Raw genomic sequence first — 24919 nt, 5'->3', positions numbered from 1 at the left:
TGGTAGGCCCCTAACAATAGCCGCGCCGTGAGTAATGACCAAGTCGATGGGGCGCAGGTTTTAGACAGGACGTTTCAAGCCTCGGGCTGTTCGGCCCAGCGCTCCCTGATGCGCAGGATTTCCGGCAGGCAGCCGATGAACAGCTCGACCAGGCGCGGATCGAAGTGACGCCCGCTTTGCTCACGCAGAAAGTCCACCGCCTGCTCCACCGGCCAGGCCGGCTTGTAGGGGCGCACGCTGGTCAGCGCGTCGAACACGTCGGCGATGGCCACGATGCGGCCCTCCAGGGGAATGTCCTCGCCGCGCAGGCCGTTGGGGTAGCCGCTGCCGTCCCATTTCTCGTGGTGCGACAGGGCGATGCGCTGCGCGGTGCGCAGCAGACCGGAACTGTGCTCGCCGATGATCCGCGCACCGATCTCGACATGCTGGCGCATCACCTGCCATTCCTCATCGTCGAGCTTGCCGGGCTTGCGCAGCACGGCATCGGGAATGCCGATCTTGCCGACATCATGCATCGGTGCGGCGTTGAGCAGTTCCTCGGCAGCGCTTTCGCTGAAGCCCGCAGCGAGCGCCAGGACCTTGGAAAAATGGCTCATGCGAATCACGTGCAGGCCGGTCTCGTTGTCCTTGTACTCGGCGGCCATGCCCAGGCGCTGAACGATCTGCAGGCGGGTCTGCCTGAGTTCGTCGACGCGCACCAGCGACAGGTGGGTTCGCACGCGAGCGCGCACGATGGGCGGGCTGACGGGCTTGGTGATGTAGTCCACCGCACCGACTTCGAAGCCGCGCGCCTCGTCATCGACATCACCGAGCGCGGTGACGAAGATCACCGGAATCGCCTGCAGCAGCGGGTTGGCCTTGAGCGCCTCGCAGACTTCGTAGCCGGTCATGCCCGGCATCATCACATCCAGCAGGATCAGATCCGGCAGCTCGCGTTCGGCCATTTCCAGGGCACGGGCGCCTTCCTTGGCGAACAGCAGACGATAGTCGTCCTGCAGGACATGGCGCAGCACCTGGAGGTTGGTGGGTTCGTCGTCGACCAGCAGCAACAGCGGGCGAGTATCGGCAGCCAGGGTCATGATCGGGTGGTTTCCTCATCCTGCAGTTGCAGCAACAGCCGATCGAGCAGCGACAGTGCCTGATCGAAATCGAAGTCATCCAGCGCCTGGCGCAGTTCGCCCAGAACGCCGCGGTACGCCGTAGCGCCGGCGGCATGCTCCATGGCGGCCAGGGCTTCCTCGTCGAGGCCACCGCGGCGCAGGGCGTGGCGCAGCTGGCTCGCCTGTTCACGCAAGCAGGCCGCATCGATGGCCGCCACTGGCGCCTCAGAGCACAGCGGCGGCACCTGCGGCACCACCTCCCGGACCGTCTGTAGGGCCTGTTCGAGCTCGCCGAGCAGGCCCTGCAGCGTGCGCTCGTCCTGTGTCTCGAACGCCTGCTCGATCGAGCGCCCCAGGCTGGCGAGCGCGCTCATGGCCAGGTTGCCGGCTGCGCCATGCAGGCGATGCGCAAGCGCCTTGCCCCCCTCCCAGTCGCGCGCGGCGAGGAACTCGGCGAGGCGCACGGCCAGGTCATGCTGCTCCCCGATGTAGGTATTGATCGCCTGCGCCATGCGCAAGGGGCCACCCCACAGGCTGCTGCCGCGGACCCAGTCGAACAGGCTCTCGTCGGCAACACGGGTGGCACTGACCACTGCACTGGGGACATCGGTCAAGCCAAGCAGGCGCGCGATTTCCCAGAGCAGCGCATTGATATCCAGCGGTTTCGAGGCGAAGCCGTTCATCCCCGAATCCAGCGCGGCCTGGCGGTCCTGATCGAGCACGCTGGCGGTCAGGGCGATGATGGGGATCGGCTCGCGCGCCTCGGCCGCTTCCAGCTGGCGAATCCGCCGCGAGGCCTCCAGGCCATCGACGCCCGGCATCTGCACGTCCATCAGAATCAGGTCGAAACGTTCCTCGGTGAATGCCTGCACCGCCCCTTCACCATCGGCGACGCCGCGCACGCGATGGCCGAAATGCTCCAGGGTCAGCTGCAACAGCTCGAGATTCTGCGCCACATCATCGGCGGCCAGGATGTTCAATTGCCCCAGTTCCGGCAGCACGGCGCGTTGCTGCGAAGCCAGCCGCTTGCCGGCACGCAGCGGCAGCTCGACGCTGAAGCAGCTGCCCTGCCCTTCGCGGCTTTCCACTTTCAGACGCCCGCCCATCAGCTCGACCAGCTGCCGCGAGATGGTGGTACCCAGGCCGGTGCCGCCAAAGCGCCGGCTCATGGAGGCGTCGGCCTGGGCGAAGGGCTCGAAGATCTTTTCCAGGCGATCGGCGGCGATGCCGATACCCGTATCCTGAACGGCCAGGCGCATGGCCCCCGGCTCGCCCGTCACCTTCAGGCGAACCTCGCCGTGCAAGGTGAACTTGACCGCATTGCCCAGCAGGTTGGTCAGCACCTGCTGCAGCCGCAGCGGGTCGCCACAGAAGAACTCGGCGACCGTCGCCGGGTACTCCAGATGCAGCTGCAGGCCCTTGCTCTCGGCCGCCAGACGCTGGCTCGCCACCACCTGCTCGCACAGCTCGCGCAGGGAGAAATCCAGCTGTTCCAGCTCGATGGCGCCACGGTCGAGCTTGGCCGTATCGAGAATGTCGTTGAGCAGCCCCAGCAGCGAGCGCGACGAATGCTGCACGGTACTCAGGTGACGGCGCTGGTCTGCAGAGAGCGGCGTCTCCAGCAGCAGATGGGTGAAGCCGATGATGGCGTTCATCGGCGTACGGATCTCGTGGCTCATGTTGGCCAGGAAGCTGCTGCGCGCGGCGGCGGCGGCCTCGGCGCGATCACGAGCGGCACGCAGATCCTGCTCCATCACCCGGCGAGGCGTTAGGTCGGTGGCCAGCTTGACCACCTTGAACGGCTTGCCGTCGGTGTCGAGAATCGGGTTGTAGCTGGCCTGAATCCAGACCTCCCGACCACCCTTGCCGATACGCCGGTATTCGCCCGTACGGAAATGCCCCGCGCGCAGTTCGGCCCACACCTGGCGATAGGCATCGCTGGCGACCAGTTCGGGGTCGCAGAACATCGAATGGTGATGGCCGATCACTTCTGCGCGCTCGTAACCGAACAGCGCCAGCGCGTTGTCGTTGATATCGAGGATCAAACCATCGAGGTCGTACTCGACCAGCGCCATGGCCTTGCTGATCGCCGTCACCTTGCCTTCGTACTCGGCGTTACGCCGCTTGGTGTCGGTCTGATCGATCAGAACGCCGTCGATCCAGTGCGGCACGCCACGCTCATCGCAAACGGCGCTGCCACTCTCCCAGATCCAGTGCTCCCTGCCCGAGCGGTCGAACAAGCGATACTCGACCGTGTAGTTGCGCCCCTGCTCGATGGCCCGTTGCACCTCGTCCACGACTCGCGGGTAGTCGTCGGGGTGATACAGGTCGGCGATCGAGCAGCGGCGACTGATGAAGTCCTCCGCGCTCCAGCCCGTCAGGGGCTGCACCGCGTCGCTGATGAAGATGATGCTCCAGTCGCGATCCAGCATGCAGCGGAACGACACGCCGGGAATGTTGCTGATCAGCGAGCGGTACTGCTGCTCGCTTTCACGCAGGGCCTTCTCCATGGCCTGCCTTTCACTGATATCGGCGACGAACACCACGAACAGCGGTCGACTGCCGGCATGGGTGACGCCAACGCTGATGCGCACCGGTTTCTCTTCACCGTCGCGGGTCAGGCAGAGCAGTTCCTGCTCGCCAGCCGGCATGTTCAGGCGCCCGGTTCTCAGGTAGTCGGCCAGCAGCGCCTCCATCCGCTGGACATGGCGGGCCGGCAGCAGCGTGCGCATGTGCATGCCGACCACCTCCTGCGGGGCCCAGCCGAGCAGTCGCGACACCGCGCGGTTGGCCGAACGCAGGGTGCCGGTGTGATCGACGGTGATGATGGCGTCCAGCGCGGTATCGAAGATCGAACGCAGATGCTGCTCGCTGGCCTTGAGCTGCTGACTCATGCGCCGGTAGCGCAGCAGGGTATTGGCGGCCACCACGAAGACCGTCAGTGCGACGGTCAGCAGGGTGATGGCGATGGCGATATAGCCGCTGTCGACCACTGCCATCGGCACCTGCGACTCGGGGGTGCCGACGAAGCGCGCCGCCGCCATGCCGGTGTAATGCATGCCGCTGATGGCCAGGCCCATCACCAGAGCACTGAGCAACAGCGCCCAGGTTGTCGGCAAGCGCCCCTCTAGACCGAAACGCACCCACAGCGCCAGGATGGCCAGAGCCACCGCGACGAAGATCGACAGGGCGAACATCCAGGGGTCGTAGCGCAGCAGTGGCGCCATCTGCATCGCCGCCATGCCGCTGTAATGCATGGCGCCGATACCGGCACCGACCAGCACACCGCCGACGCACAGCTGCTTCAGGCTCAGGTCACGCCGCGCCAGAAGACTGAGGGCGACCCAGGAGGCGGCCAGGCTCGGCAACATCGAAAGCAGGGTAATGCCCAGGTCGTAACGTACTGCCGCGCACAGCTCGAAGGCGAGCATGCCAAGAAAGTGCATGGACCAGATGCCGCCGCCGAGGGCGAGCGAGCCGGTGACGATGGTGATTTGGCGAGCAACGGGATGTGTGTTGTCGCGGGCTTCACCGGCCAGCTGCAGGGCCATGCCGGCGGCGAACACGGCGATGGCCAACGACAGCAGCACCAACTTGGGGTCGTAGCGACTGAGTACGAGGACAGCAGGATCCGCACCCATCAGGAAGAACAACTCGAGAATCGACATACAACCCCAGTACGCGGACAGACGGCCGGCGAATTGCCAGCATCTGAAACGACGAGGCCACGCTTGTCAATCAAAGCCGATCAATCGCACCCATAGAAAAGCCCGCCGAAGCGGGCTTGTTCCATCGCCAGGTCGATCAGGCGGAGAGTTCCACCAGCAGCTTGTTCAGGCGCTGCACATAGGCAGCCGGGTCCTTCAGGCTGTCGCCGGCGGCCAGCGCGGCCTGATCGAAGAGGATGTGCGTCAGGTCGACGAAACGGTCCTCGTCGGCCTCGGCATCCAGGCGCTCGATCAGCGGGTGGCTCGGGTTGAACTCGAAGATCGGCTTGGACTCGGGTACCTTCTGCCCGCTGGCCTCGAGAATCTGGCGCATCTGCAGACCCAGGTCCTGCTCGCCGATGGCGAGGATCGCCGGCGAGTCGGTCAGACGATGCGACACGCGCACCTCCTTGACCTGCTCGCCCAGCGCGCCTTTCAGACGCTCGATCAGCCCTTCCTTGGCCTTGGCGACTTCTTCCTGGGCCTTCTTGTCCTCTTCCGAGTCCAGCTTGCCCAGGTCCAGGTCGCCACGGGCCACGTCGACGAACTGCTTGCCGTCGAACTCGGTCAGGTAGCTCATCAGCCACTCGTCGATGCGATCGGTGAGCAGCAGCACTTCGATGCCCTTCTTGCGGAAGACTTCCAGGTGCGGGCTGTTCTTGATCTGCGCGTAGGACTCGCCGGTGAGGTAGTAGATCTTGTCCTGACCTTCCTTGACCCGGCCGAGGTAGTCGGCCAGCGAAACCGACTGCTCGTCGCTCTCGCCTGCGGTGGAAGCGAAGCGCAGCAGGCTGGCGATCTTCTCCTTGTTGGCGAAGTCTTCCGCCGGGCCTTCCTTGAGCACCTGGCCGAAGGCCTTCCAGAACGCCTTGTATTCTTCGGGCTTGTCCTTGGCCAGCTTCTCCAGCATGTCCAGTACGCGCTTGGTCAGCGCCGACTTCATCGAATCGATCACCGGGTCCTTCTGCAGAATCTCGCGGGAAACGTTCAGCGACAGGTCGTTGGAATCCACCACACCCTTGATGAAGCGCAGGTACAGCGGCAGGAACTCGTCGGCCTGGTCCATGATGAACACGCGCTGCACGTAGAGCTTGAGCCCCTTGGGCGCTTCGCGATGGTACAGGTCGAACGGTGCACGGCCCGGCACGTAGAGCAGCGAGGTGTACTCCAGCTTGCCCTCGACCTTGTTGTGACTCCAGGTCAGCGGGTTCTCGAAGTCATGGGCGACGTGCTTGTAGAACTCCTGGTATTCCTCGTCCTTGACCTCGGCACGCGGGCGGGTCCACAGGGCACTGGCGCGGTTGACGGTTTCCCACTCGGGCTCGGCCGGCTTGTCCTTCTCCTCACCGTAGTGCTCTTTCGGCAGTTCGATGGGCAGCGCGATATGGTCGGAGTACTTCTTGACGATGTTGCGCAGGCGCCAGCCGTCGGCGAACTCTTCTTCACCGCTTTTCAGGTGCAGGACGATGCGGGTGCCGCGCTCGGCCTTGTCGATGGTGGCGACCTCGAACTCGCCCTCGCCCTTGCTCGACCAGTGCACGCCCTCGGCAGCCGACAGGCCGGCACGACGGGTGAAGACGTCCACCTTGTCGGCGACGATGAAGGCCGAGTAGAAGCCCACACCGAACTGACCGATCAGGTGCGAATCCTTCTTCTGGTCGCCGGAGAGGTTCTTGAGGAAGTCGGCGGTGCCGGACTTGGCGATGGTGCCCAGGTGCGCGATGACTTCATCGCGGCTCATGCCGATGCCGTTGTCTTCGAGGGTGACGGTCTTGGCGTCCTTGTCGAAGCTCAGGCGAATTTTCAGCTCGGCGCCGCCTTCGAGCAGCTCGGGCTTGGCCAGCGCCTCGAAGCGCAGCTTGTCGGCGGCGTCGGAGGCGTTGGAGATCAACTCGCGCAGGAAGATTTCCTTGTTCGAGTACAGCGAATGGATCATCAGGTGCAGCAGCTGCTTCACCTCGGTCTGGAAGCCCAGGGTCTCTTTTTGAGTTTCCACACTCATGGTCGTCTAACTCCACATGCAGGACTATGCCGCGCGAGCGGCGGATGTCCTGCAGATGGGGGCAGTATGATCAATTTCAAGGGCTTAACAGGCTGTTGAAAAACTATCTGCGTTGCCATTGCTGCGTTAAAAACAGGCTCAAAATGCTCATTTACAACTTGTAAACTCCGCTTTCTCGCCTGTTTTTGTCTTGCACTGGCTGCCTCGCCTACGTTTTTTCAACGGCCTCTCAGGGTTCGAGCAGCTCCAGACGGCCGATTTCTTCCGGTTTGAAACTGAAGCTGGCCTGCCCGCCGCCACTGCCCATCTGCTGGGCCAGGCGGATGCTGCCGTCGGCATCAATGCCGACGAAACGCCCCTCTACCGTGCCGCCGCTGGCGCGGCTCAGGCGCATGCTGAGGTTGCGATACTGCTCGGGGTTGCGCTGCAGACGTGCCAGGCTGAAGCGCTGGCGACGATCGGCCGGACGACTCAGACGCTCCTCGACCGGGACCGCCTCGCGCTGCGGCGTAGCCTGGACGGTAGCAATGGCGGGCAATACCGGGAAGCGATCTCCTTCCACGGCCCAACCCTGTTCGGCGCGCTTGTGCAAACGCACCGGCAGACGCTCCAGACGCCCGTCCACCTGCGCGTCGACCTGCAACTCCAGGGTATCGCCCTCGAAGGTGAACACCGGCAGTTTCAGCTCGCGCACCTGCCGCGTGGCGAAGCGTCGCTGCAGGTAGTCCTGCAGCACATGGGCGATGGTGTCACGGGAGTCGAAACGCGTATCGACCCGACCATCGACATAGCGCAGGCGGTCGCGGTACAGCTCGACGCGGCCGCTGAGGCTGGTCTTGAAACGCGGCGGCAGGACCAGATGGAAGTCGCCCGCCAGACGATTGGGCGCCTGCGGTTGCAGGTCCAGATGCAGGGTGTAGCCACGGCTGAGACGACGCGCCTCGGGCAGGTCCTGCTCCGGCAACAACCAGCTCAGTTCCACCTCCGGCAGCTGGCCTTCGTCCTGCGGCAGCACGTCGACGCGCACCGGCCCATCCACCGCTTGCGGCAGGCGAATGCTCAGTTCGCGCAGGGCGAAGAAATCCAGGCCTTCGCGCAGTACCAGCACGCCGTCGATCAGTTCGCCCTGCTGCGGGCGAAAGGGTTGGCCATTGAGCTGACCGGCCAGCTCGATGCTCAGCTCGGCTGGCTCCTGCACCTCGGGCCTGAGCCAGTCGAGGCGCACGATGGCCGCCAGGCGCTCGGCGTCCTTGCTGGCCAGCAGCGTCAACCCCACCACCAGGGGGATGACGCCGAGCCCGACCAGCGTGACGGCACTGCGTGCCCGCGCCCAGTGACGCATGATGTACAACAGCGTGATCGGCGGTATCAGGCTGCCCCAGCCCCACAACAGGCTGGTGGCGAAAGCGCGCATCACCAGCCAGACCAGACCGGCCAGCATCAACAGCAGGCCACCAATAATCAGCAACGCATCCATCTACAGAATCCTTGTCATTGTCTCGCTGCGCTGCCGGGCCGCTCGGGTTGCCGGGCGAAACTCAGGGCTCATCGACCTTGAAATGGGCACGGGCGGTGGCGATCGGCTCGGTCTGCGTGGTTTGCCAGGCGGTGATCGCCACATTGGCCACCCGGCGCCCCTGACGCCAGACCTGGCATTGCGCGTAGGTGTCACGATAATGGCCGGCGCGCAGGTAATCTATCGAGAAGTCGATGATTTTCGGCAAATGTGGAATACCCATGAACATCAGCAGATGCAGCATTGCCGAATGCTCCATGAAACCGGCGATGACCCCGCCGTGCAGTGCCGGCAGCACCGGGTTCCCGATACAGTCGCGGTTGGCCGGCAGGCGAAACACCATGTCGTCACCCAGACGCAGGCACTCGATGCCGAGCAGCTTGGCGTAAGGGATCAGGTTGATCAGCGGGTCGTAGTCGTTCTGCTGGTGCGCGCGGGCCACCAGTTGTTCCAGGTTCAGGTCGCTCATGCCGCACCGCCCTGCTGAATGTTCTGCTTGAGCTCAGCGTCGCCCTGCGCTGCCTTGCCCATGCGCATGAAGGCGCCAACCACATGGGCGATCGGCTGCGCCGGGTCGTCCTGATAGGCGTAGCCGCGGGTGAAGATGACATGGGGCGTGACCCGGTAGCACTCGGCGAAACCGAACACGTCCTTGCCCGGCTCGGCCGGGTGCATGTAATCGATGCGCAAATCCAGGGTCGGGCAGATTTCGAACTCCGGCAGCACGCAGACGGTGGAGATACCGCAGGTAGTGTCCATCAGCGTGGTGATGGCACCACCGTGGATCACCCCGCTATCGGGGTTGCCGACGATATGCTGGCTGTAGGGCAGACGCAGGGTCAGGCCTTCGGCGCTGGCCGTGTGCACCTGCAGGCCGAGCACCTGGCAATGACGCAGGGCCGACAGAAAGCGCTGAGCGCGCTCCAAAATGGGGGAAGTGCTCATCCTCGTACCTCGTGATGGCGACGCAAGGGCGCGCATGATAGCGCCACGCGGCCGCTGCGGCACGGCTTGCCAGGCGCAACCACAATGAACTTATGGCGCCCTGCTCTTTCGAAAAAATGTCGAGGCATTTTTTTCAAGGAGAACCACATGCAGAAAACACTCGCTTATGCCGTCTTGCTAGCCGCCACGCTGGGCCTCGCCGCCTGCGACAAGCCCTCCGAGAATGCCGCGCAGGACGCCCGCGAAGCGCAGTCCGAAGCACGCGAATCGATGAACGAAGCTGCCGAGGAGCGCAACGAAGCGGCTCAGGAGCGCGCCGAGGAAAATCGCGAAGAAACCTTCGAACAGCTGCCGCCGCCCGAAACCCAACCGACCGATCCGGCGACCCAACCTGCGGCCCCGGCCGGCCAAACCAATCAGTAACACCTGTTGACTCGCCGCCCAGCCCGCATCCCGATGCGGGCCGGGTTTTTGCGCATCTCGGAACTTCGCTTCGCTTGTTCGCTCCAAGTGGCACGGATGAAGCTACACGCCATCATCCGCATCACACATGGAGATGTAACCGTGCAAAAACCATTTACCTATGCCCTGCTGCTCGCGGCCATGCTAGGCCTGGCGGCCTGTGAACAATCCCCCGAAGACAAGCTGGAGTCCGCCAAAGAGTCCGTTTCCGAGGCGGCCGAGTCCATGGGTGAGGCAGCCGAACAAGCCGGTGAAGCCATCGAACAGAAAGCCGATGAAGTGATGGGCACCGAGCCCACCACCGGCGAGAAGATCGAAGAGGCCGCCGACGATGCCGCCGACGCGATCGAGAACGCCGGCGACGAGATCAGTGACGCGGTCGAAGGCCGCTAAGCCCCTTCACAGAAACGACAAGGCCCGCTTCGAGCGGGCCTTGTCGTTTAGCAACGGCCGATTACAGCGCCGGGCTGAGCATCAGCAGCAGGCTGCAGGCCAGGCCCACGATCCACACCAGGCTGCGCTGCCAGTGCAGGTCCCACCAGTAGAACAGCAGATACAGCACGCGGCTGATGACGAAGGTGATGGCCAGTGCATCGATCAGAAATCCATGGGTCTGCGTCGTATGTGCCATCAGCACACCGACCGCGAACAGCGGAAATGCCTCGAAGCTGTTCAGATGCGCGGCCAGCGCACGGGCGCCGAAGCCGGTCAGACGCGCCTGCTGCGCGCGCGGATGATGATTGTCGTAGCGACCGCCGCCCTCCTCGGCCATGGCCTTGGCCAGCGGCGCCTTGGCAATGAAGATCAGCAGGGCGCTGATGAAGACGCACCAGAACGGAATGCTCATTCACTCTTCTCCTTGGCCACCTCGGCGGCCGGCGTTGGGGTATAGACCATCACTTCCAGCACGTCCGAGTGGAATTCTCGGCGATACAGCACCAGGACCACACCGGCGGTGACCAGCATGAAGAACCAGGGATTGATGAACCAGGCCAGGGTCGCCATGCCGAAATAATAGGCGCGCAGGCCGAAGTTGAACTGGTTGGCGGCCATCGAGATCACCCGCGCCGTACGCTCGGCGAAGGCCTTGCGCTCCTGCTCGGTCACATGCCGCTCGCCCACCATCGGCGCCGAGCCCACCAGCACGGCGGCGAAGTTGTACTGGCGCATGCACCAGCTGAAGGTGAAGAAGGCGTAGACGAAAATCATGCCCAGGCACAGCAGCTTGATCTCCGACAGGCCGCGGCTGGCCTGCTGCACGAAGGGAATGTCGGCCAGTAGCGACAGGGCGCGGTCGGAGGCACCCAGCACGGTGAGGATACCGGCCAGGATGATCAGCGTGCTGGAGGCGAAGAAGGAGGCGTTGCGTTCGAGGTTGCCGATCACGTTGGCGTCGGCGATGCGGTTGTCACGCAGCAGCATGCGGCGCATCCAGTCTTCTCGGTACAGATGCAGGACGCTGGCCAGACAGGGAGTGGTTTGCGCCTTGACCGAGGCGTAGCGGGTGTAGCCACCCCAGCAGACGACGAACCAGAGTGCGGCCAGGAAATGAGACAGGTACGGATAGCTGTTGAGCATGCCAACTCCTTGTAGGACTGCCGCGAATTATAGCCAGGCCACCCGCTTCCTTGTTCCACAAAAAAGGCCGCCTTGTGGGCGGCCTTGCTGCATTACGAGCGCGACTCAGGCGGTTGCGCCCTGGCGCAGGCCGATGATGCGATCCAGCGCCACGGCCAGCACCAGCGTCACCGCCACCGGCAACAGCCAGCCCAGGCTCTGACCGGCCAGCGGCAGCTGCCCAAACCAGGCGGGAACCTTGTCCGCCCAGGGGGTCGCGGCCACACCGTCAGCCACGCCGAAGACCAGCGTAACGGCCATCACCGGCACGAAAACCAGCGACTGGGACACCCACAGGCGATTGGCCAGGCTCAGGGCGACCAGCACGATGGCCAGCGGATACAGACCGACCAGCACCGGGATGGAGAAGCTGATCAGCTGGGTCAGGCCCTGGTTGGCCACCACCAGGCTGAACAGACCGAAGGCGATCACCACGCTACGATAGGAGACCGGCAGCAGCTTGCTGAAGAACTCGCCGCAAGCGGTCAGCAGGCCGACCGCGGTGGTCAGGCACGCCAGGGTGATGACCACGGCCAGCAACAGGCTGCCGGTGGTGCCGAAGGTGTTCTGGACGTAGGTGGTCAGCACCTGCACGCCATTCTGCGCGTCACCGGCGATGCCCTGGCTGGTGGCACCGAGGTAGAACAGCGCCAGGTACACCAGCGACAGGCCGATGGCGGCGATGATGCCGGCGATCACCGAATAACGGGTCACCAGGCCGGCGTCGCTGACGCCGCGATCACGAATGGCACTGGCGATGACGATACCGAAGACCAGCGCGCCCAGGGTATCCATGGTCAGGTAACCCTGCAGGAAGCCTTGTACCAGCGGCGTCTCGCGATAGCTCTCGGCAACCGTGCCGATCTCGCCAGCCGGTGCGAACAGGGCCGCACCGCCCAGCACCAGCAGCGCCGCCAGCAGTACCGGGGTGATGAACTTGCCGATGCGGTCGACCAGCTGTCCCGGATTGAGCGAGAGAAAGAGCACGGCCGCGAAATACACCAGGGTATAAAGCAGCAGCGGCGCGCCTTCGTTACCGGTGAACGGCGCGATGCCCATCTCGAACGACACCACGGCGGTACGCGGCGTGGCGAACAGCGGGCCGATGGCCAGGTACACCGCCACCGCGAGGATGGCGCCAGCGATCCTGCCCAGCGGCGCGGTGAGCAGGTCCATACCACCGCCGACACGGGCCAGTGCGACCACCGTCAGCAGCGGCAGGCCGACGCCGGTCAGGAGAAAGCCCAGTGCCGCCGGCAGCAGGTTCTCCCCCGCCGCCAGGCCCGCGCTGGGCGGGAAAATGATGTTGCCGGCGCCGAGGAACAGCGCAAATGTCATGAAGCCGAGGGCCAGGAGGTCCGAGCCTTGCAAACGAGTCATAAAGGGAAATACCACGAGCAGGAAATCAAAGAGTTGCGGGGGGTTTCCTTGAGGGATCGGGGAAACGTCGCCCGAGCGTTTGGCTCGAACCACTGCAGGCATCGCCAGGCGCTTGTGGCGCCACGGACACGGTAAGGCGCGGATACTAACGAAAACTGCCGGATAGCAGCACAGTTGGCGGACGAGCTGTCGAACTGGCGTAACTGGCTGTCGCATGCTCGACAGTCGCGTGGCTCAGGCGGTAACTGCCCTGCCCGCCCCGGGCTTGCGCGTATAAGCGGATGGAAGGATTCTCCTTCGTTCGCGATTTGCCGCGAACTTCGCCGATGGAGCCAGCCTGTGGGGCGTCTCGGCCCCTGTGCATGTGCCATCTGGTGCGCACGGCTCACCCTACGAACGTCGGCGCTGTGCTCTGCCATCTGGTGCGCACGGCGCACCCTACGAACGTCGGCACTGTGCTCTGCCATCCGGTGCGCACGGCGCACCCTACCAACGTCGGCACTGTGCTCTGTCATCTGGTGCGCGCGGCGCACCCTACGGACCGGCGACACAGAAACGTGAGTACTCCGCAGACAACAAAAAGGCCACCCGAAGGTGGCCTTTCTGCGAGGGTCAGAAACGCTTAGGCGTTCTTGACTTCCCAACCGGTCAGCTCGGCCAGGGCCTTGCCGATGTCAGCCAGGGAACGCACGGTTTTCACACCAGCGTCCTGCAGCGCAGCGAACTTCTCGTCTGCAGTGCCCTTGCCGCCGGAGATGATGGCGCCAGCGTGGCCCATGCGCTTGCCGGGAGGAGCGGTCACACCAGCGATGTAGGAAACCACCGGCTTGGTGACGTTGGCCTTGATGAAGGCAGCCGCTTCTTCCTCGGCCGAACCGCCGATCTCACCGATCATGACGATCGCTTCGGTCTTCGGATCTTCCTGGAACAGCTTCAGGATGTCGATGAAGTTGGAGCCCGGGATCGGGTCACCGCCGATGCCCACGCAGGTGGACTGGCCGAAACCGGCATCGGTGGTCTGCTTCACGGCTTCATAGGTCAGGGTGCCGGAACGCGACACGATACCCACCTTGCCCGGCAGGTGGATGTGACCCGGCATGATGCCGATCTTGCACTCGCCGGGAGTGATCACGCCCGGGCAGTTCGGGCCGATCAGACGTACGCCCAGCTCGTCGCACTTGACCTTGGCTTCCAGCATGTCGATGGTCGGGATGCCTTCGGTGATGCAGACGATCAGCTTGATGCCGCCGTTGGCCGCTTCCAGGATCGAGTCCTTGCAGAACGGAGCCGGAACGTAGATTACCGACGCTTCGGCGCCAGTGGCTTCCACGGCTTCCTTGACGGTGTTGAACACCGGCAGGCCCAGGTGGGTGGTGCCACCCTTGCCCGGAGTGACGCCGCCGACCATCTTGGTGCCGTAGGCGATGGCTTGTTCGCTGTGGAAGGTGCCCTGCGAGCCGGTGAAGCCCTGGCAGATGACCTTGGTGTCTTTGTTGATCAGGATGCTCATTACTTACCCTCCGCGGCCTTGACGACCTGCTGGGCAGCGTCGGTCAGGCTGGTTGCCGCGATGATGTTCAGACCGCTGTCAGCCAGGACCTTGGCGCCCAGCTCGGCGTTGTTACCTTCCAGGCGGACGACCACCGGGATCTTCACGCCGACTTCCTTCACGGCGCCGATGATGCCTTCGGCAATCATGTCGCAACGAACGATACCGCCGAAGATGTTCACCAGAACGGCTTTGACGTTGTCATCGGAGAGGATGATCTTGAACGCTTCGGTCACGCGCTCTTTGGTCGCGCCACCACCTACGTCGAGGAAGTTGGCCGGCTGACCGCCGTGCAGGTTGACGATGTCCATGGTACCCATGGCCAGGCCGGCACCGTTGACCATGCAACCGATGTTGCCTTCCAGCGCAACGTAGTTCAGCTCCCACTTCTGCGCATGGGCTTCACGCGGATCGTCCTGGGACGGGTCGTGCATGGCGCGCAGCTTGGGCTGACGGTACATGGCGTTGGAGTCGATGTTGATCTTGGCGTCCAGGCAATGCAGGTTGCCGTCAGCCTTGATCACCAGCGGGTTCACCTCCAGCAGAGCCAGGTCGTAGTCCTGGAACAGCTTGGCCAGGCCAACGAAGATGTGGGTGAACTGCTTGACCTGATCGCCTTCCAGGCCCAGCTGGAAAGCCAGCTCGCGGCCCTGGTACGGCTGAGCGCCGACCAGCGGATCGATGGTGGCCTTGAGGATCTTCTCAGGGGTTTCGTGGGCCACTTTCTCGATGTCCACGCCACCTTCGGTGGAAGCCATGAACACGATGCGACGGCTGGAGCGGTCCACGACGGCGCCCAGGTACAGTTCCTTGGCGATGTCGGTGCAGGATTCGACCAGGATTTTGCTGACCGGCTGACCGTTGGCGTCAGTCTGGTAGGTCACCAGACGCTTGCCCAGCCAGTTGGCGGCGAAGGCCTTGGCGTCTTCCTTGCTCTTGACCAGCTTTACGCCACCGGCTTTGCCGCGGCCACCAGCGTGGACCTGAGCCTTGACGACCCACTCGCTGCCGCCGATTTTTTCGCAGGCTTCTGCGGCTTCTTCGGGGGTGTCTACCGCGAAGCCCTTGGATACGGGCAGGCCGTATTCAGCGAACAGCTGCTTACCCTGATACTCGTGAAGATTCATGCTTGTCTACCGTCTTCGTTTAGGTATTGCGCATTCGGCGCTGTACTTGTGATACCGCGCCACCTGTGACTGCCGAAGCAGTCCGCCGGGCTTTCCGCCGCGAGTCGAACTCGACGCGGGCCACCCGACGTGGTTCTGCTTGCAAACACCGCCGCAGCGATGGGGCGATTACGCGACGCCCCGCCTACCACGGCGGCTTACAACAATTTGCGTGGCCGCCCGAGGCGGCCACTTATGACGCCTAGAGCCGGTTTACGATCTGGCGAGCTAGCGATAAACGGTGGCGAAAAGGGCCGAGGAAGCGGAGTTTACATCTGTAAATGAGCATTCCGAGGCCGTTTTCAACGCCGTTTAGCCGACGCGCAGCAGGTCGTATATCGGCTCTTAGCGCTTCTTGCGGTTGGCGATATGGATCGCGCCACCATTCACCGCCAGGGCCGCTTCGTGCAGCGCCTCGGACAGGGTCGGGTGGGAGAAGACCATCATGCCCAGATCTTCGGCGCTGGTGCCGAATTCCATGCCGATCGCGCCCTGCTGCACCAGTTCGGCAGCGCTTGGGCCGATCACGTGAACGCCCAGTACGCGGTCAGTGTTGGCGTCAGCGATGACCTTGACCAGACCACCGGTATCGTTGGCAGCCATGGCGCGGCCGCTGGCAGCGAACGGGAAGGTACCGACATTGACGGCAATGCCTTCGGCCTTCAGCTGCTGCTCGGTCTTGCCGACCCATGCGATTTCCGGGTGAGTGTAGATAACCGACGGGATCAGGTCGTAGTTCATCTGAGCCTTGTGGCCGGCGATGCGCTCGGCGACCATCACGCCCTCTTCCGAGGCCTTGTGAGCCAGCATCATGCCGCGCACCACGTCACCGATGGCGTAGACGCCCGGAACGCTGGTTTCGCACTGGTCGTTGACGAAGATGAAGCCACGCTCATCCAGATCCACGCCGCTGTCGGCAGCCAGCAGATCGGTGGTCACCGGGCGACGGCCAACGGCCACGATCAGCTTGTCGAAGGTCATCTTCTGCTCGCCATTGGCGTCGGTGAAGGTGACGGTAACCTGCTTCTTCTTGACTTCGGTCGCGGTGACGCGAGCGCCCAGGCGGATGTCCAGGCCCTGCTTGGTCAGGGTTTTCTGGGCTTCCTTGGCGATCTGCTCGTCGGCTGCAGCGAGGAACTTGTCCATGGCTTCCAGCACGGTCACTTCGGCGCCCAGGCGGGCCCAGACCGAACCCAGCTCCAGGCCGATAACGCCAGCGCCGATGACGCCCAGCTTCTTCGGTACGCTCTGGAATTCCAGGGCGCCGGTGGAGTCGACGATCACGTCCTGATCGACCGGGGCCGGCGGGATCTCGACCGGCTTGGAGCCGGAAGCGATGATCACGTGAGCAGCTTCGACCACCTGGGTCTTGCCGTCGGTGCCGGTGACTTCGACCTGCTTGCCGGCCAGCAGCTTGCCGTGGCCTTCGAGCAGGGTCACGCCGTTGGCCTTGAACAGGCCGGCAACACCGCCGGTGAGGTTCTTGATGATGGTGTTCTTGCGCGCCACCATGGCCGGTACGTCGATGGTCAAGCCCTTGGCTTCGATACCGTGTACGGCGAAGCCTTCTTTGGCTTCATGGTACTTCCAGGAGCTGTCCAGCAGCGCCTTGGAGGGAATGCAACCGACGTTCAGGCAGGTACCGCCGAGGGCAACCTTGCCGTCCTTGCCCTGGTACTTCTCGATGCAGGCGGTCTTCAGACCGAGCTGCGCTGCTTTGATGGCGGCTACGTAGCCACCAGGGCCGGCACCGATGACTACCACGTCGAATTTCTGGGTCATAACGTATTCCTTCTCGAATAAACCGGACGGCCCTGAAAACAGGGCCGCCGTGGAGGAGACTGGCTTTTAGATTTCCAGCAGCAGGCGAGCCGGGTCTTCAAGCAAGTTCTTGATGGTCACCAGGAAGGTCACGGCTTCCTTACCATCGATCAGGCGGTGGTCGTAAGACAGCGCCAGATACATCATCGGACGGATCACCACCTGACCATTGATGGCCATCGGGCGCTGGATGATGTTGTGCATACCCAGGATCGCGGCCTGCGGCGGGTTGACGATCGGGGTCGACATCATCGAACCGAAGGTACCGCCGTTGGTGATGGTGAAGGTACCGCCAGTCATTTCTTCGATCGACAGCTTGCCGTCGCGTGCCTTCTTGCCGAAGGTGGCGATGCCGCTCTCGATTTCAGCCAGGCTCATCAGCTCGGCGTTGCGCAGCACCGGAACCACCAGGCCACGGTCGCTGGACACGGCGACACCGATGTCGGCATAGCCGTGGTAAACGATGTCGTTGCCGTCGATCGACGCGTTGACGGCCGGGAAGCGCTTCAGCGCCTCGGTGGCGGCCTTGACGAAGAACGACATGAAGCCCAGGCGCACGCCGTTGTGGGACTTCTCGAACAGGTCCTTGTACTTCGAACGCAGGGCCATGACTTCGGTCATGTCCACTTCGTTGAAGGTGGTCAGCATGGCCATGGAGGACTGGGCTTCGACCAGACGCTCGGCGATCTTGGCGCGCAGGCGGGTCATCGGCACGCGCTTCTCGGTGCGGTCGCCAGTGGCAACGACCGGAGCAGCAGCAGCCGGAGCAGCGGCCGGCTTGGCAGCGGCGGCAGGAGCGTTCTTCTTGGCTTCGACGGCAGCGACCACGTCTTCCTTGGTCACGCGGCCACCTTTACCGGTGCCGGCGATGCTGTTCGGGTCGATGCCGTTCTCTTCGGCCAGCTTGCGCGCGGCCGGCGAGAGGATGGCATCGTCGCCAGCGGCGGCAGCCGGAGCGGCAGCCTGAGCCGGAGCGGCGGCAGCGGCCGGGGCGGCAGCCGGAGCAGCGGCGGCAGCGCCACCTTCGGTCAGCTTGCCCAGCAGTTCGTTGGAAAGAACGGTGTCGCCTTCGTTCTTGATGATTTCAGCCAGGACGCCGTCGGCCTCGGCCAGGACTTCGATCACCACCTTGTCGGTTTCGATGTCGACGATCAGCTCGTCGCGCTTGACCGCTTCGCCCGGCTTCTTGTGCCAGGTGGCGACGGTGCCGTCGGCAACCGATTCCGGGAAGGTTGGGGCTTTGATCTCGATAGCCATTGTATGCGTTTCCTTAAATTCGGTTTACCGGTAGGTGGCACCCGCCACCTACCGGATGAAGGCGTTAAACAGTAAAGGCGTCCTGCAGCAGTTTTTCCTGCTGCTCGGCGTGCATCGAGGCGTAACCGCAAGCCGGCGCTGCCGATGCATCGCGGCCGGCGTACTCGAGGAACAGGCCCTTCTTGTGCGCAGTGGCGACGCGACGCATGTGGTGCTGGCTGCAGTACCACGCGCCCTGGTTCATCGGCTCTTCCTGACACCAGACGATGTGCTTGAGGTTCTTGTACGGCGCCAACGCTTCGGCCAGATCCTCTTCCGGGAACGGATAGAGCTGCTCGATACGGATGATGGCGATGTCCTCGCGACCCTCGGCACGACGCTTCTCCAGCAGGTCGTAGTAGACCTTGCCGCTGCACAGGATCATGCGCTCGACCTTTTTCGGGTCCAGCGAATCGATTTCGCCGATCACGGTCTGGAAGGAGCCTTCGGCCAGATCTTCCAGGGTCGAGATGGCCAGCTTGTGACGCAGCAGCGACTTCGGCGTCAGGACCACCAGCGGCTTGCGCAGCGGACGGATCACCTGGCGACGCAGCATGTGGTAGACCTGCGCCGGGGTAGTCGGCACGCACACCTGCATGTTGTGCTCGGCGCACAGTTGCAGGTAACGCTCCAGACGCGCCGAGCTGTGCTCAGGCCCCTGCCCTTCGTAGCCATGCGGCAGCAGAACGGTCAGACCGCAGAGACGGCCCCACTTGGTTTCGCCGCTGGAGATGAACTGGTCGAATACCACCTGGGCGCCGTTGGCGAAGTCACCGAACTGGGCTTCCCAGATCACCAGCGCGTTCGGCGTGGTGGTGGCGTAGCCGTATTCGAAGGCCAGTACGGCTTCCTCGGAGAGGTAGGAGTCGTACAGCTCGAACTTCGGCTGACCTTCGTACAGGTTCTTCAGCGGAACGTAGGTCGAGGCGTCCTTCTGGTTGTGCAGCACCGCATGACGGTGCGAGAAGGTGCCGCGGCCGATGTCCTGACCGGTCATGCGGATCGGATGACCTTCGACCAGCAGCGTGGCGTAGGCCATGGTTTCAGCGAAGCCCCAGTTGATCGGCAAGCCGCCCGCGCCCATCTTCTGACGGTCTTCGAGGATCTTCGCCACCTGACGCTGAACCAGGAAACCTTCCGGGATTTCCAGCAGCTTGGCGGACAGGTCCTGCAGGGTCTTCAGATCGAAACGGGTGTCGTGACGCGCGGTCCAGGCGTGGCCCAGATACGGACGCCAGTCGACGAACAGCTCCTTGTTCGGCTCCTTGACCAGGCTCTTGACCACGTGCTGGCCGTTGTCCAGCGCAGTGCGGTAGTCGTCGATCTTGGCCTGCACATCGTCGCTGCTCTGCACGCCGGCGGCGATCAGGGCATCGGCATACAGCTCACGGGTAGTGCGCTGCTTGGCGATCTGCTGGTACATCAGCGGCTGGGTGCCGTTCGGCTCGTCGGCCTCGTTGTGACCGCGACGGCGGTAGCAGACCAGGTCGATGACCACGTCGCGCTTGTACTGCATGCGGTAGTCGACAGCCAGCTGGGTGACGAACAGCACGGCCTCCGGATCATCGCCGTTCACGTGGAAGATCGGCGCCTGGATCATTTTCGCCACGTCGGTGGCGTATTCGGTCGAGCGCGCATCTTCCGGACGGCTGGTGGTGAAGCCAACCTGGTTGTTGATCACGATGTGGATGGTGCCGCCAGTCTTGTAGCCGCGAGTCTGCGACATCTGGAAGGTTTCCATGACCACACCCTGACCGGCGAACGCCGCGTCACCGTGGATGGAGATCGGCAGCACCTTATCGCCACTGGCATCGTTGCGACGATCCTGGCGGGCTCGCACCGAGCCCTCGACCACCGGGGAAACGATTTCCAGGTGCGAGGGGTTGAACGCCAGCGCCAGGTGCACTTCGCCACCGGGAGTCATGACGTTGGAGGAGAAGCCCTGGTGGTACTTCACGTCACCGGAGGACAGGCCCTCGGTCTTCTTGCCTTCGAACTCGTCGAACAGGTCGCGCGGGTTCTTGCCGAAGGTGTTGACCAGGACGTTCAGGCGGCCACGGTGAGCCATGCCGATGACGATTTCCTTGGTGCCGTAGGACCCCGAACGCTGGATGATTTCGTCCAGCAGCGGGATCAGGCTTTCGCCGCCTTCCAGGCCGAAACGCTTGGTGCCCGGGTACTTGGTGCCCAGATACTTCTCCAGGCCTTCGGCAGCGGTGACGCGCTCGAGCACGTGCGCCTGCACTTCGGCGGAGAACTGCGGACGGCCACGTACGCTTTCCAGACGCTGGGCGAACCAGTTGCGCTGACCGGAATCGACGATGTGGGTGAACTCGGCACCGATGGTGCGACAATATGTCTGCTGCAGCGCATCGCGGATTTCGCGTAGCGTTGCCTCTTCCTTGCCAATGTACAGCTCGCCGGTGCGGAAGGTGGTATCCAGATCCGCGTCGGTCAGGCCGTAGTGATTGATCGACAGGTCAGACGGCGCAGTGCGCACCCACAGACCCAGAGGGTCGAGCTGGGCGGCCTGATGGCCACGCATGCGGTAAGCCTGGATCAGGCGCAGAACTTCCACCTGCTTCTTTTCGTGCTCGCTGCTGACGGCCCCGGCGGAAACCGGCTGGGCGCGACGCGAATTCTTGGCGAGCAGGACGAAATGATCGCGAATGGTCGAATGCGATACGTCCGTTGCAGCGCTGCCGTCGGTCGGCAACTTCTGGAAGTAAGTGCGCCACTCTTCTGGCACAGCGTTGGGATCGTGCAGGTAGAGCTCGTAGAGCTCTTCCACGTAGGCAGCGTTGCCACCGGATAGGTGGGCACTGTCCCACATGCGCTGCATCACGCTTTCTTGCATGCTTGGTCACCCTCGGTAAGGGGACACCACCGGCGTGAATACCGCATGGCTCCAATCAAAGTCATCTTGCTGCGACTCGGATAAAGCCACTTGGGTTCCCGCAGATAGTCCGGGTACCAGCCCGGATGCCCCTGCTGGTCGTCATATTTTTCGAGTATGAGCCGCGGCTTTGTGGGCTGCGGCTCTGGCTTTTGCTGCAATACCGGCCGAAGCCGGTATGCAGGTGTTACAGGTACAGCAACTTGCGAATCAGGTACCGCTCTGCAGCAGCATGTTACGCACGTGACCGATGGCCTTGGTCGGGTTCAGACCCTTGGGGCATACGTTCACGCAGTTCATGATGCCGCGGCAGCGGAACACGCTGAACGGATCGTCCAGCGAAGCCAGACGCTCGGCAGTCTTGGTGTCGCGGCTGTCGGCCAGGAAACGGTAGGCCTGCAGCAACGCGGCGGGACCGAGGAACTTGTCCGGGTTCCACCAGAACGACGGGCAACTGGTCGAGCAGCATGCGCACAGGATGCACTCGTACAGACCGTCGAGCTTCTCGCGCTCTTCCGGCGACTGCAGACGCTCGATGGCCGGAGCCGGCGTATCGTTCTGCAGGAACGGCTGCACCTTCTCGTACTGCTTGTAGAAGATGCTCATGTCGACGACCAGGTCACGAATGACCGGCAGACCCGGCAGCGGACGAATCACCAGTTTGCCACCCTTCAGCCCCGCCGCGGACAGCGGGGTGATGCAGGCCAGGCCGTTCTTGCCGTTGATGTTCATGCCGTCGGAACCGCATACGCCTTCACGGCAGGAGCGACGATAGGAGAAGCCTTCGTCCTGTTCCTTGATCAGCGCCAGCACGTCCAGGACCATGATGTCCTTGCCGCCGGTGTCGATCTGGAAATCCTGCATGAACGGAGCAGCGTCCTTCTCCGGGTTGTAGCGATAAACACTGACTTGCAACATATCAGTCACCCTTAATAAGTCCGAACCTTGGGTTCAAATGCCGGAACGGTCTTCGGCGCGAAGTTGACAGCACGCTTGGCCACGCGCTTCTCGCCTGGGAAGTACAGGGAGTGGCACAGCCAGTTCTGGTCATCGCGCTCCTCGAAGTCTTCACGAGCGTGGGCGCCACGGGACTCTTTACGAGCCTCGGCGGCGACCGCGGTCGCTTCGGCGACTTCGAGCAGGTTTTGCAGTTCCAGCGCTTCGATACGCGCAGTGTTGAACGCCTGGCTCTTGTCGGAGATCTTCACCTTGGCGATACGCTCGCGCAGGTCGGCCAGTTGTTGGATGCCCTTCTGCATGTATTCGCCGGTACGGAATACACCGAAGTAGTTCTGCATGCACTGTTGCAGCTCGCGCTTGAGCGGCGCGACCTCTTCACCAGTGCTGCGCTCGTTGACGCCAGCCAGGCGGGCCAGCGACTGCTCGATGTCGGTTTCGCTGGCGCCACGCACCTCGACACCTTCCTTGAGCGCCTTTTCCAGGTGCAGACCGGCAGCGCGGCCGAATACCACCAGGTCCAGCAGCGAGTTGCCGCCCAGACGGTTGGCACCGTGCACCGATACGCAGGCGACTTCACCCACGGCGAACAGACCTTCGATGATCTTGTCGTTGCCATTGGCGTCCTGGGTGATGGCCTGACCATGAATGTTGGTGGCAACGCCGCCCATCATGTAGTGGCAGGTCGGGATGACCGGAACCGGCGCGACCACAGGGTCAACGTGGGCGAAGGTCTTGGACAGTTCGCAGATGCCCGGCAGGCGGCTGTGCAGCACTTCCTCGCCGAGGTGATCGAGCTTGAGCAGTACGTGGTCCTTGTTCGGGCCACAGCCGTTGCCGGCGATCACTTCCTTGACCATGGAGCGGGCGACCACGTCGCGGCCGGCCAGGTCCTTGGCGTTCGGAGCGTAACGCTCCATGAAGCGCTCGCCATGGGCGTTGATCAGGTAACCACCCTCGCCACGGCAGCCTTCGGTAACCAGCACACCGGCGCCGGCGATACCGGTCGGGTGGAACTGCCACATTTCGATGTCCTGCACCGGCACGCCGGCACGCAGGGCCATGCCCACTCCGTCACCGGTGTTGATCAGGGCGTTGGTGGTGGAAGCGTAGATACGGCCGGCACCGCCAGTGGCCAGAACCACGGCCTTGGAGCGGATGTAGACGGTTTCGCCAGTCTCGATGCAGATGGCGATAATGCCGACGATGGCGCCGTCCTGGTTCTTCACCAGATCAACGGCGTACCACTCGTTGAGGAACGAGGCGCCGGCCTTCAGGTTGGCCTGGTACAGGGTGTGCAGCAGCGCGTGACCGGTACGGTCGGCAGCGGCGCAGGTACGGGCAGCCTGGGTCGGATTGTCCGGCCCCTTGGACTGGCCGCCGAACGGGCGCTGATAGATGCGACCCTGCTCGGTACGAGAGAACGGCAGGCCCATATGTTCGAGTTCGAACACGGCCTCCGGGCCGACGGAGCACATGTATTCGATCGCGTCCTGGTCACCGATGTAGTCGGAGCCCTTGACGGTGTCGTACATGTGCCAGCGCCAATCGTCGTTCGGGTCGGCCGAAGCGATGGCACAGGTGATGCCGCCCTGAGCGGAAACGGTATGCGAACGGGTCGGGAATACCTTGGTGACCACGGCAGTCTTGTGACCGCCCTGAGCCAGTTGCAGCGCAGCACGCATGCCGGCGCCGCCGCCACCTACGATGATGGCGTCATAGGAAAGAGTACGGATGCTAGCCATGGATCAGAAACCCCACAAAATCTGCACGCCCCAGACGAACATCGCGAACATGGCGATGCCGCACACGGCCTGGAACAGGAAACGCACAACGGTCGCCGACTTGCCCAGCGCCATCGGCGTCAGGTAGTCAGTGGAGATGGTCCACATGCCGACCCAGGCGTGCACGCTCAGTGCTACCAGAGCCAACAGGCTGAAGATGCGCATTGCGGTATGCGAGAACAGACCATGCCACTCGGCGTAGCCCATACCCGGATTGCAGATCACATAGCCCAGCAGAAACAGCGTATAAGCCGCGAGAACGACCGCAGAAACGCGTTGCGCCATCCAGTCATAGAGGCCCGAACGCGAGAAATTCGTGACATTGGTTACCATATCCACACCCCCAGCAGCACGATCACGACCGCCGCGACGGCGATGACGATTTTCGAGCCCAGCTTGCCGCCTTCCAGCGTCTCGCCGATACCCATGTCCATGATCAAGTGGCGCACGCCGGCCACCAGGTGATACAGCAGAGCGGACAGAAGACCCCAGATCACGAACTTGGCCAGCGGGCTGGTCAGGCACTCTTTCACCTGGGCGAAGCCCTCTTCGGAGGTCAGCGACTTGTCGAGGCCGAACAGCAGGATGGCGATACCGACAAAGAGGATGACACCGGAGATGCGGTGAAGAATGGAGGTGTAAGCGGTGACTGGGAGCTTGATAGTCCTAAGGTCTAGGTTTACAGGTCGTTGGCTATTCACGGCTTTTATCACACTGAGAG

Annotated in this window: 20 protein-coding genes; 2 read left to right on the top strand and 18 right to left on the bottom strand. The window is 63.3% G+C overall.

Going from position 1 to position 24919, the window contains the following annotated elements; all coding sequences use genetic code 11:
* Positions 1-74: 74 nt before the first annotated feature.
* The 6 genes from BLS61_RS06095 to BLS61_RS06070 form a co-directional block, all read right to left on the bottom strand.
* Positions 75-1079, bottom strand: coding sequence for an HD-GYP domain-containing protein (locus BLS61_RS06095; RefSeq protein ID WP_090428789.1), 1005 nt, complete (start codon positions 1077-1079; stop codon positions 75-77).
* On the bottom strand, positions 1076-4768 hold the full coding sequence (locus BLS61_RS06090; RefSeq protein ID WP_090428787.1) for a PAS domain S-box protein: 3693 nt from the start codon (positions 4766-4768) through the stop codon (positions 1076-1078). Before BLS61_RS06090 ends, BLS61_RS06095 begins: the two co-directional genes overlap by 4 nt.
* Before the next feature lie 136 nt (positions 4769-4904).
* Positions 4905-6809, bottom strand: a complete 1905-nt coding sequence (gene htpG, locus BLS61_RS06085; protein ID WP_090428784.1) for a molecular chaperone HtpG — start codon at positions 6807-6809, stop codon at positions 4905-4907.
* 229 nt (positions 6810-7038) lie between these two features.
* Entirely contained in the window at positions 7039-8286 is a 1248-nt protein-coding gene (locus BLS61_RS06080; RefSeq protein WP_090428781.1) for an MFS transporter, read from the bottom strand.
* A 61-nt stretch (positions 8287-8347) separates the two neighbouring features.
* Entirely contained in the window at positions 8348-8794 is a 447-nt protein-coding gene (locus tag BLS61_RS06075; RefSeq protein WP_090428778.1) for a PaaI family thioesterase, read from the bottom strand.
* Positions 8791-9270, bottom strand: a complete 480-nt coding sequence (locus tag BLS61_RS06070) for a PaaI family thioesterase (RefSeq protein ID WP_090428775.1) — start codon at positions 9268-9270, stop codon at positions 8791-8793. The genes BLS61_RS06075 and BLS61_RS06070 overlap by 4 nt, the downstream gene beginning before the upstream one ends.
* Before the next feature lie 147 nt (positions 9271-9417).
* Here BLS61_RS06070 and BLS61_RS06065 point away from each other — a divergent pair, with 147 nt between their 5' ends.
* Together BLS61_RS06065 and BLS61_RS06060 are read left to right on the top strand one after the other, a co-directional pair.
* Positions 9418-9693 (top strand): hypothetical protein, encoded by a 276-nt coding sequence (locus BLS61_RS06065; protein ID WP_090428771.1) that lies wholly within the window; start codon positions 9418-9420, stop codon positions 9691-9693.
* Positions 9694-9834: 141 nt separating this feature from the next.
* Positions 9835-10125, top strand: a complete 291-nt coding sequence (locus tag BLS61_RS06060) for a hypothetical protein (RefSeq protein ID WP_090428768.1) — start codon at positions 9835-9837, stop codon at positions 10123-10125.
* Between the two features lie 61 nt (positions 10126-10186).
* Here the strand turns inward: BLS61_RS06060 and BLS61_RS06055 are convergent, their stop codons facing one another.
* The 12 genes from BLS61_RS06055 to sdhC form a co-directional block, all read right to left on the bottom strand.
* Complete coding sequence (locus BLS61_RS06055) at positions 10187-10579, bottom strand: MAPEG family protein (protein ID WP_090428765.1); 393 nt, start codon at positions 10577-10579, stop codon at positions 10187-10189.
* Positions 10576-11310: a DUF599 domain-containing protein gene (locus tag BLS61_RS06050; RefSeq protein WP_090428762.1), complete on the bottom strand. Its 735-nt coding sequence runs from the start codon at positions 11308-11310 to the stop codon at positions 10576-10578. Before BLS61_RS06050 ends, BLS61_RS06055 begins: the two co-directional genes overlap by 4 nt.
* Before the next feature lie 105 nt (positions 11311-11415).
* Entirely contained in the window at positions 11416-12729 is a 1314-nt protein-coding gene (gene brnQ / locus BLS61_RS06045) for a branched-chain amino acid transport system II carrier protein (RefSeq protein WP_090428760.1), read from the bottom strand.
* 622 nt (positions 12730-13351) lie between these two features.
* Positions 13352-14239: a succinate--CoA ligase subunit alpha gene (sucD, locus tag BLS61_RS06040; RefSeq protein ID WP_090428757.1), complete on the bottom strand. Its 888-nt coding sequence runs from the start codon at positions 14237-14239 to the stop codon at positions 13352-13354.
* Positions 14239-15405, bottom strand: coding sequence for an ADP-forming succinate--CoA ligase subunit beta (gene sucC / locus BLS61_RS06035; RefSeq protein WP_003240844.1), 1167 nt, complete (start codon positions 15403-15405; stop codon positions 14239-14241). Before sucC ends, sucD begins: the two co-directional genes overlap by 1 nt.
* Before the next feature lie 384 nt (positions 15406-15789).
* Positions 15790-17226, bottom strand: a complete 1437-nt coding sequence (lpdA, locus tag BLS61_RS06030; protein ID WP_090428754.1) for a dihydrolipoyl dehydrogenase — start codon at positions 17224-17226, stop codon at positions 15790-15792.
* A gap of 66 nt (positions 17227-17292) precedes the next feature.
* Positions 17293-18522 (bottom strand): 2-oxoglutarate dehydrogenase complex dihydrolipoyllysine-residue succinyltransferase, encoded by a 1230-nt coding sequence (odhB, locus tag BLS61_RS06025; protein ID WP_090428751.1) that lies wholly within the window; start codon positions 18520-18522, stop codon positions 17293-17295.
* 64 nt (positions 18523-18586) lie between these two features.
* Positions 18587-21418, bottom strand: a complete 2832-nt coding sequence (locus BLS61_RS06020) for a 2-oxoglutarate dehydrogenase E1 component (RefSeq protein ID WP_090428747.1) — start codon at positions 21416-21418, stop codon at positions 18587-18589.
* Positions 21419-21667: 249 nt separating this feature from the next.
* The gene (locus BLS61_RS06015) at positions 21668-22375 is read right to left on the bottom strand and encodes a succinate dehydrogenase iron-sulfur subunit (RefSeq protein WP_003240848.1); all 708 of its coding nucleotides are present in this window, start codon (positions 22373-22375) and stop codon (positions 21668-21670) included.
* 11 nt (positions 22376-22386) lie between these two features.
* Positions 22387-24159: a succinate dehydrogenase flavoprotein subunit gene (gene sdhA / locus BLS61_RS06010; protein WP_090428744.1), complete on the bottom strand. Its 1773-nt coding sequence runs from the start codon at positions 24157-24159 to the stop codon at positions 22387-22389.
* Between the two features lie 3 nt (positions 24160-24162).
* Positions 24163-24531 carry a succinate dehydrogenase, hydrophobic membrane anchor protein gene (gene sdhD / locus BLS61_RS06005; RefSeq protein ID WP_090428741.1) on the bottom strand — a complete coding sequence of 123 codons (369 nt, stop codon included), beginning with the start codon at positions 24529-24531 and terminating at the stop codon, positions 24163-24165.
* Positions 24525-24911, bottom strand: coding sequence for a succinate dehydrogenase, cytochrome b556 subunit (sdhC, locus tag BLS61_RS06000; RefSeq protein WP_208598773.1), 387 nt, complete (start codon positions 24909-24911; stop codon positions 24525-24527). The genes sdhD and sdhC overlap by 7 nt, the downstream gene beginning before the upstream one ends.
* Positions 24912-24919: the final 8 nt, after the last annotated feature.

The organism is Ectopseudomonas guguanensis, from assembly GCF_900104265.1.
In the GTDB taxonomy this organism is placed as follows: domain Bacteria; phylum Pseudomonadota; class Gammaproteobacteria; order Pseudomonadales; family Pseudomonadaceae; genus Aquipseudomonas; species Aquipseudomonas guguanensis.
The sequence above is the reverse complement of the archived record's forward strand: the minus strand, read 5'-3'. Positions and strand labels throughout refer to the sequence as shown.

Excerpts from the sequence above, each read along its gene's own strand:
- BLS61_RS06095 (WP_090428789.1), bottom strand. The coding sequence starts at position 1,079 with ATGACCCTGGCTGCCGATACTCGCCCGCTGTTGCTGCTGGTCGACGAC.
- BLS61_RS06090 (WP_090428787.1), bottom strand. The coding sequence starts at position 4,768 with ATGTCGATTCTCGAGTTGTTCTTCCTGATGGGTGCGGATCCTGCTGTC.
- htpG (WP_090428784.1), bottom strand. The coding sequence starts at position 6,809 with ATGAGTGTGGAAACTCAAAAAGAGACCCTGGGCTTCCAGACCGAGGTG.
- BLS61_RS06080 (WP_090428781.1), bottom strand. The coding sequence starts at position 8,286 with ATGGATGCGTTGCTGATTATTGGTGGCCTGCTGTTGATGCTGGCCGGT.
- BLS61_RS06075 (WP_090428778.1), bottom strand. The coding sequence starts at position 8,794 with ATGAGCGACCTGAACCTGGAACAACTGGTGGCCCGCGCGCACCAGCAG.
- BLS61_RS06070 (WP_090428775.1), bottom strand. The coding sequence starts at position 9,270 with ATGAGCACTTCCCCCATTTTGGAGCGCGCTCAGCGCTTTCTGTCGGCC.
- BLS61_RS06065 (WP_090428771.1), top strand. The coding sequence starts at position 9,418 with ATGCAGAAAACACTCGCTTATGCCGTCTTGCTAGCCGCCACGCTGGGC.
- BLS61_RS06055 (WP_090428765.1), bottom strand. The coding sequence starts at position 10,579 with ATGAGCATTCCGTTCTGGTGCGTCTTCATCAGCGCCCTGCTGATCTTC.
- BLS61_RS06050 (WP_090428762.1), bottom strand. The coding sequence starts at position 11,310 with ATGCTCAACAGCTATCCGTACCTGTCTCATTTCCTGGCCGCACTCTGG.
- brnQ (WP_090428760.1), bottom strand. The coding sequence starts at position 12,729 with ATGACTCGTTTGCAAGGCTCGGACCTCCTGGCCCTCGGCTTCATGACA.
- sucD (WP_090428757.1), bottom strand. The coding sequence starts at position 14,239 with ATGAGCATCCTGATCAACAAAGACACCAAGGTCATCTGCCAGGGCTTC.
- sucC (WP_003240844.1), bottom strand. The coding sequence starts at position 15,405 with ATGAATCTTCACGAGTATCAGGGTAAGCAGCTGTTCGCTGAATACGGC.
- lpdA (WP_090428754.1), bottom strand. The coding sequence starts at position 17,226 with ATGACCCAGAAATTCGACGTGGTAGTCATCGGTGCCGGCCCTGGTGGC.
- odhB (WP_090428751.1), bottom strand. The coding sequence starts at position 18,522 with ATGGCTATCGAGATCAAAGCCCCAACCTTCCCGGAATCGGTTGCCGAC.
- BLS61_RS06020 (WP_090428747.1), bottom strand. The coding sequence starts at position 21,418 with ATGCAAGAAAGCGTGATGCAGCGCATGTGGGACAGTGCCCACCTATCC.
- BLS61_RS06015 (WP_003240848.1), bottom strand. The coding sequence starts at position 22,375 with ATGTTGCAAGTCAGTGTTTATCGCTACAACCCGGAGAAGGACGCTGCT.
- sdhA (WP_090428744.1), bottom strand. The coding sequence starts at position 24,159 with ATGGCTAGCATCCGTACTCTTTCCTATGACGCCATCATCGTAGGTGGC.
- sdhD (WP_090428741.1), bottom strand. The coding sequence starts at position 24,531 with ATGGTAACCAATGTCACGAATTTCTCGCGTTCGGGCCTCTATGACTGG.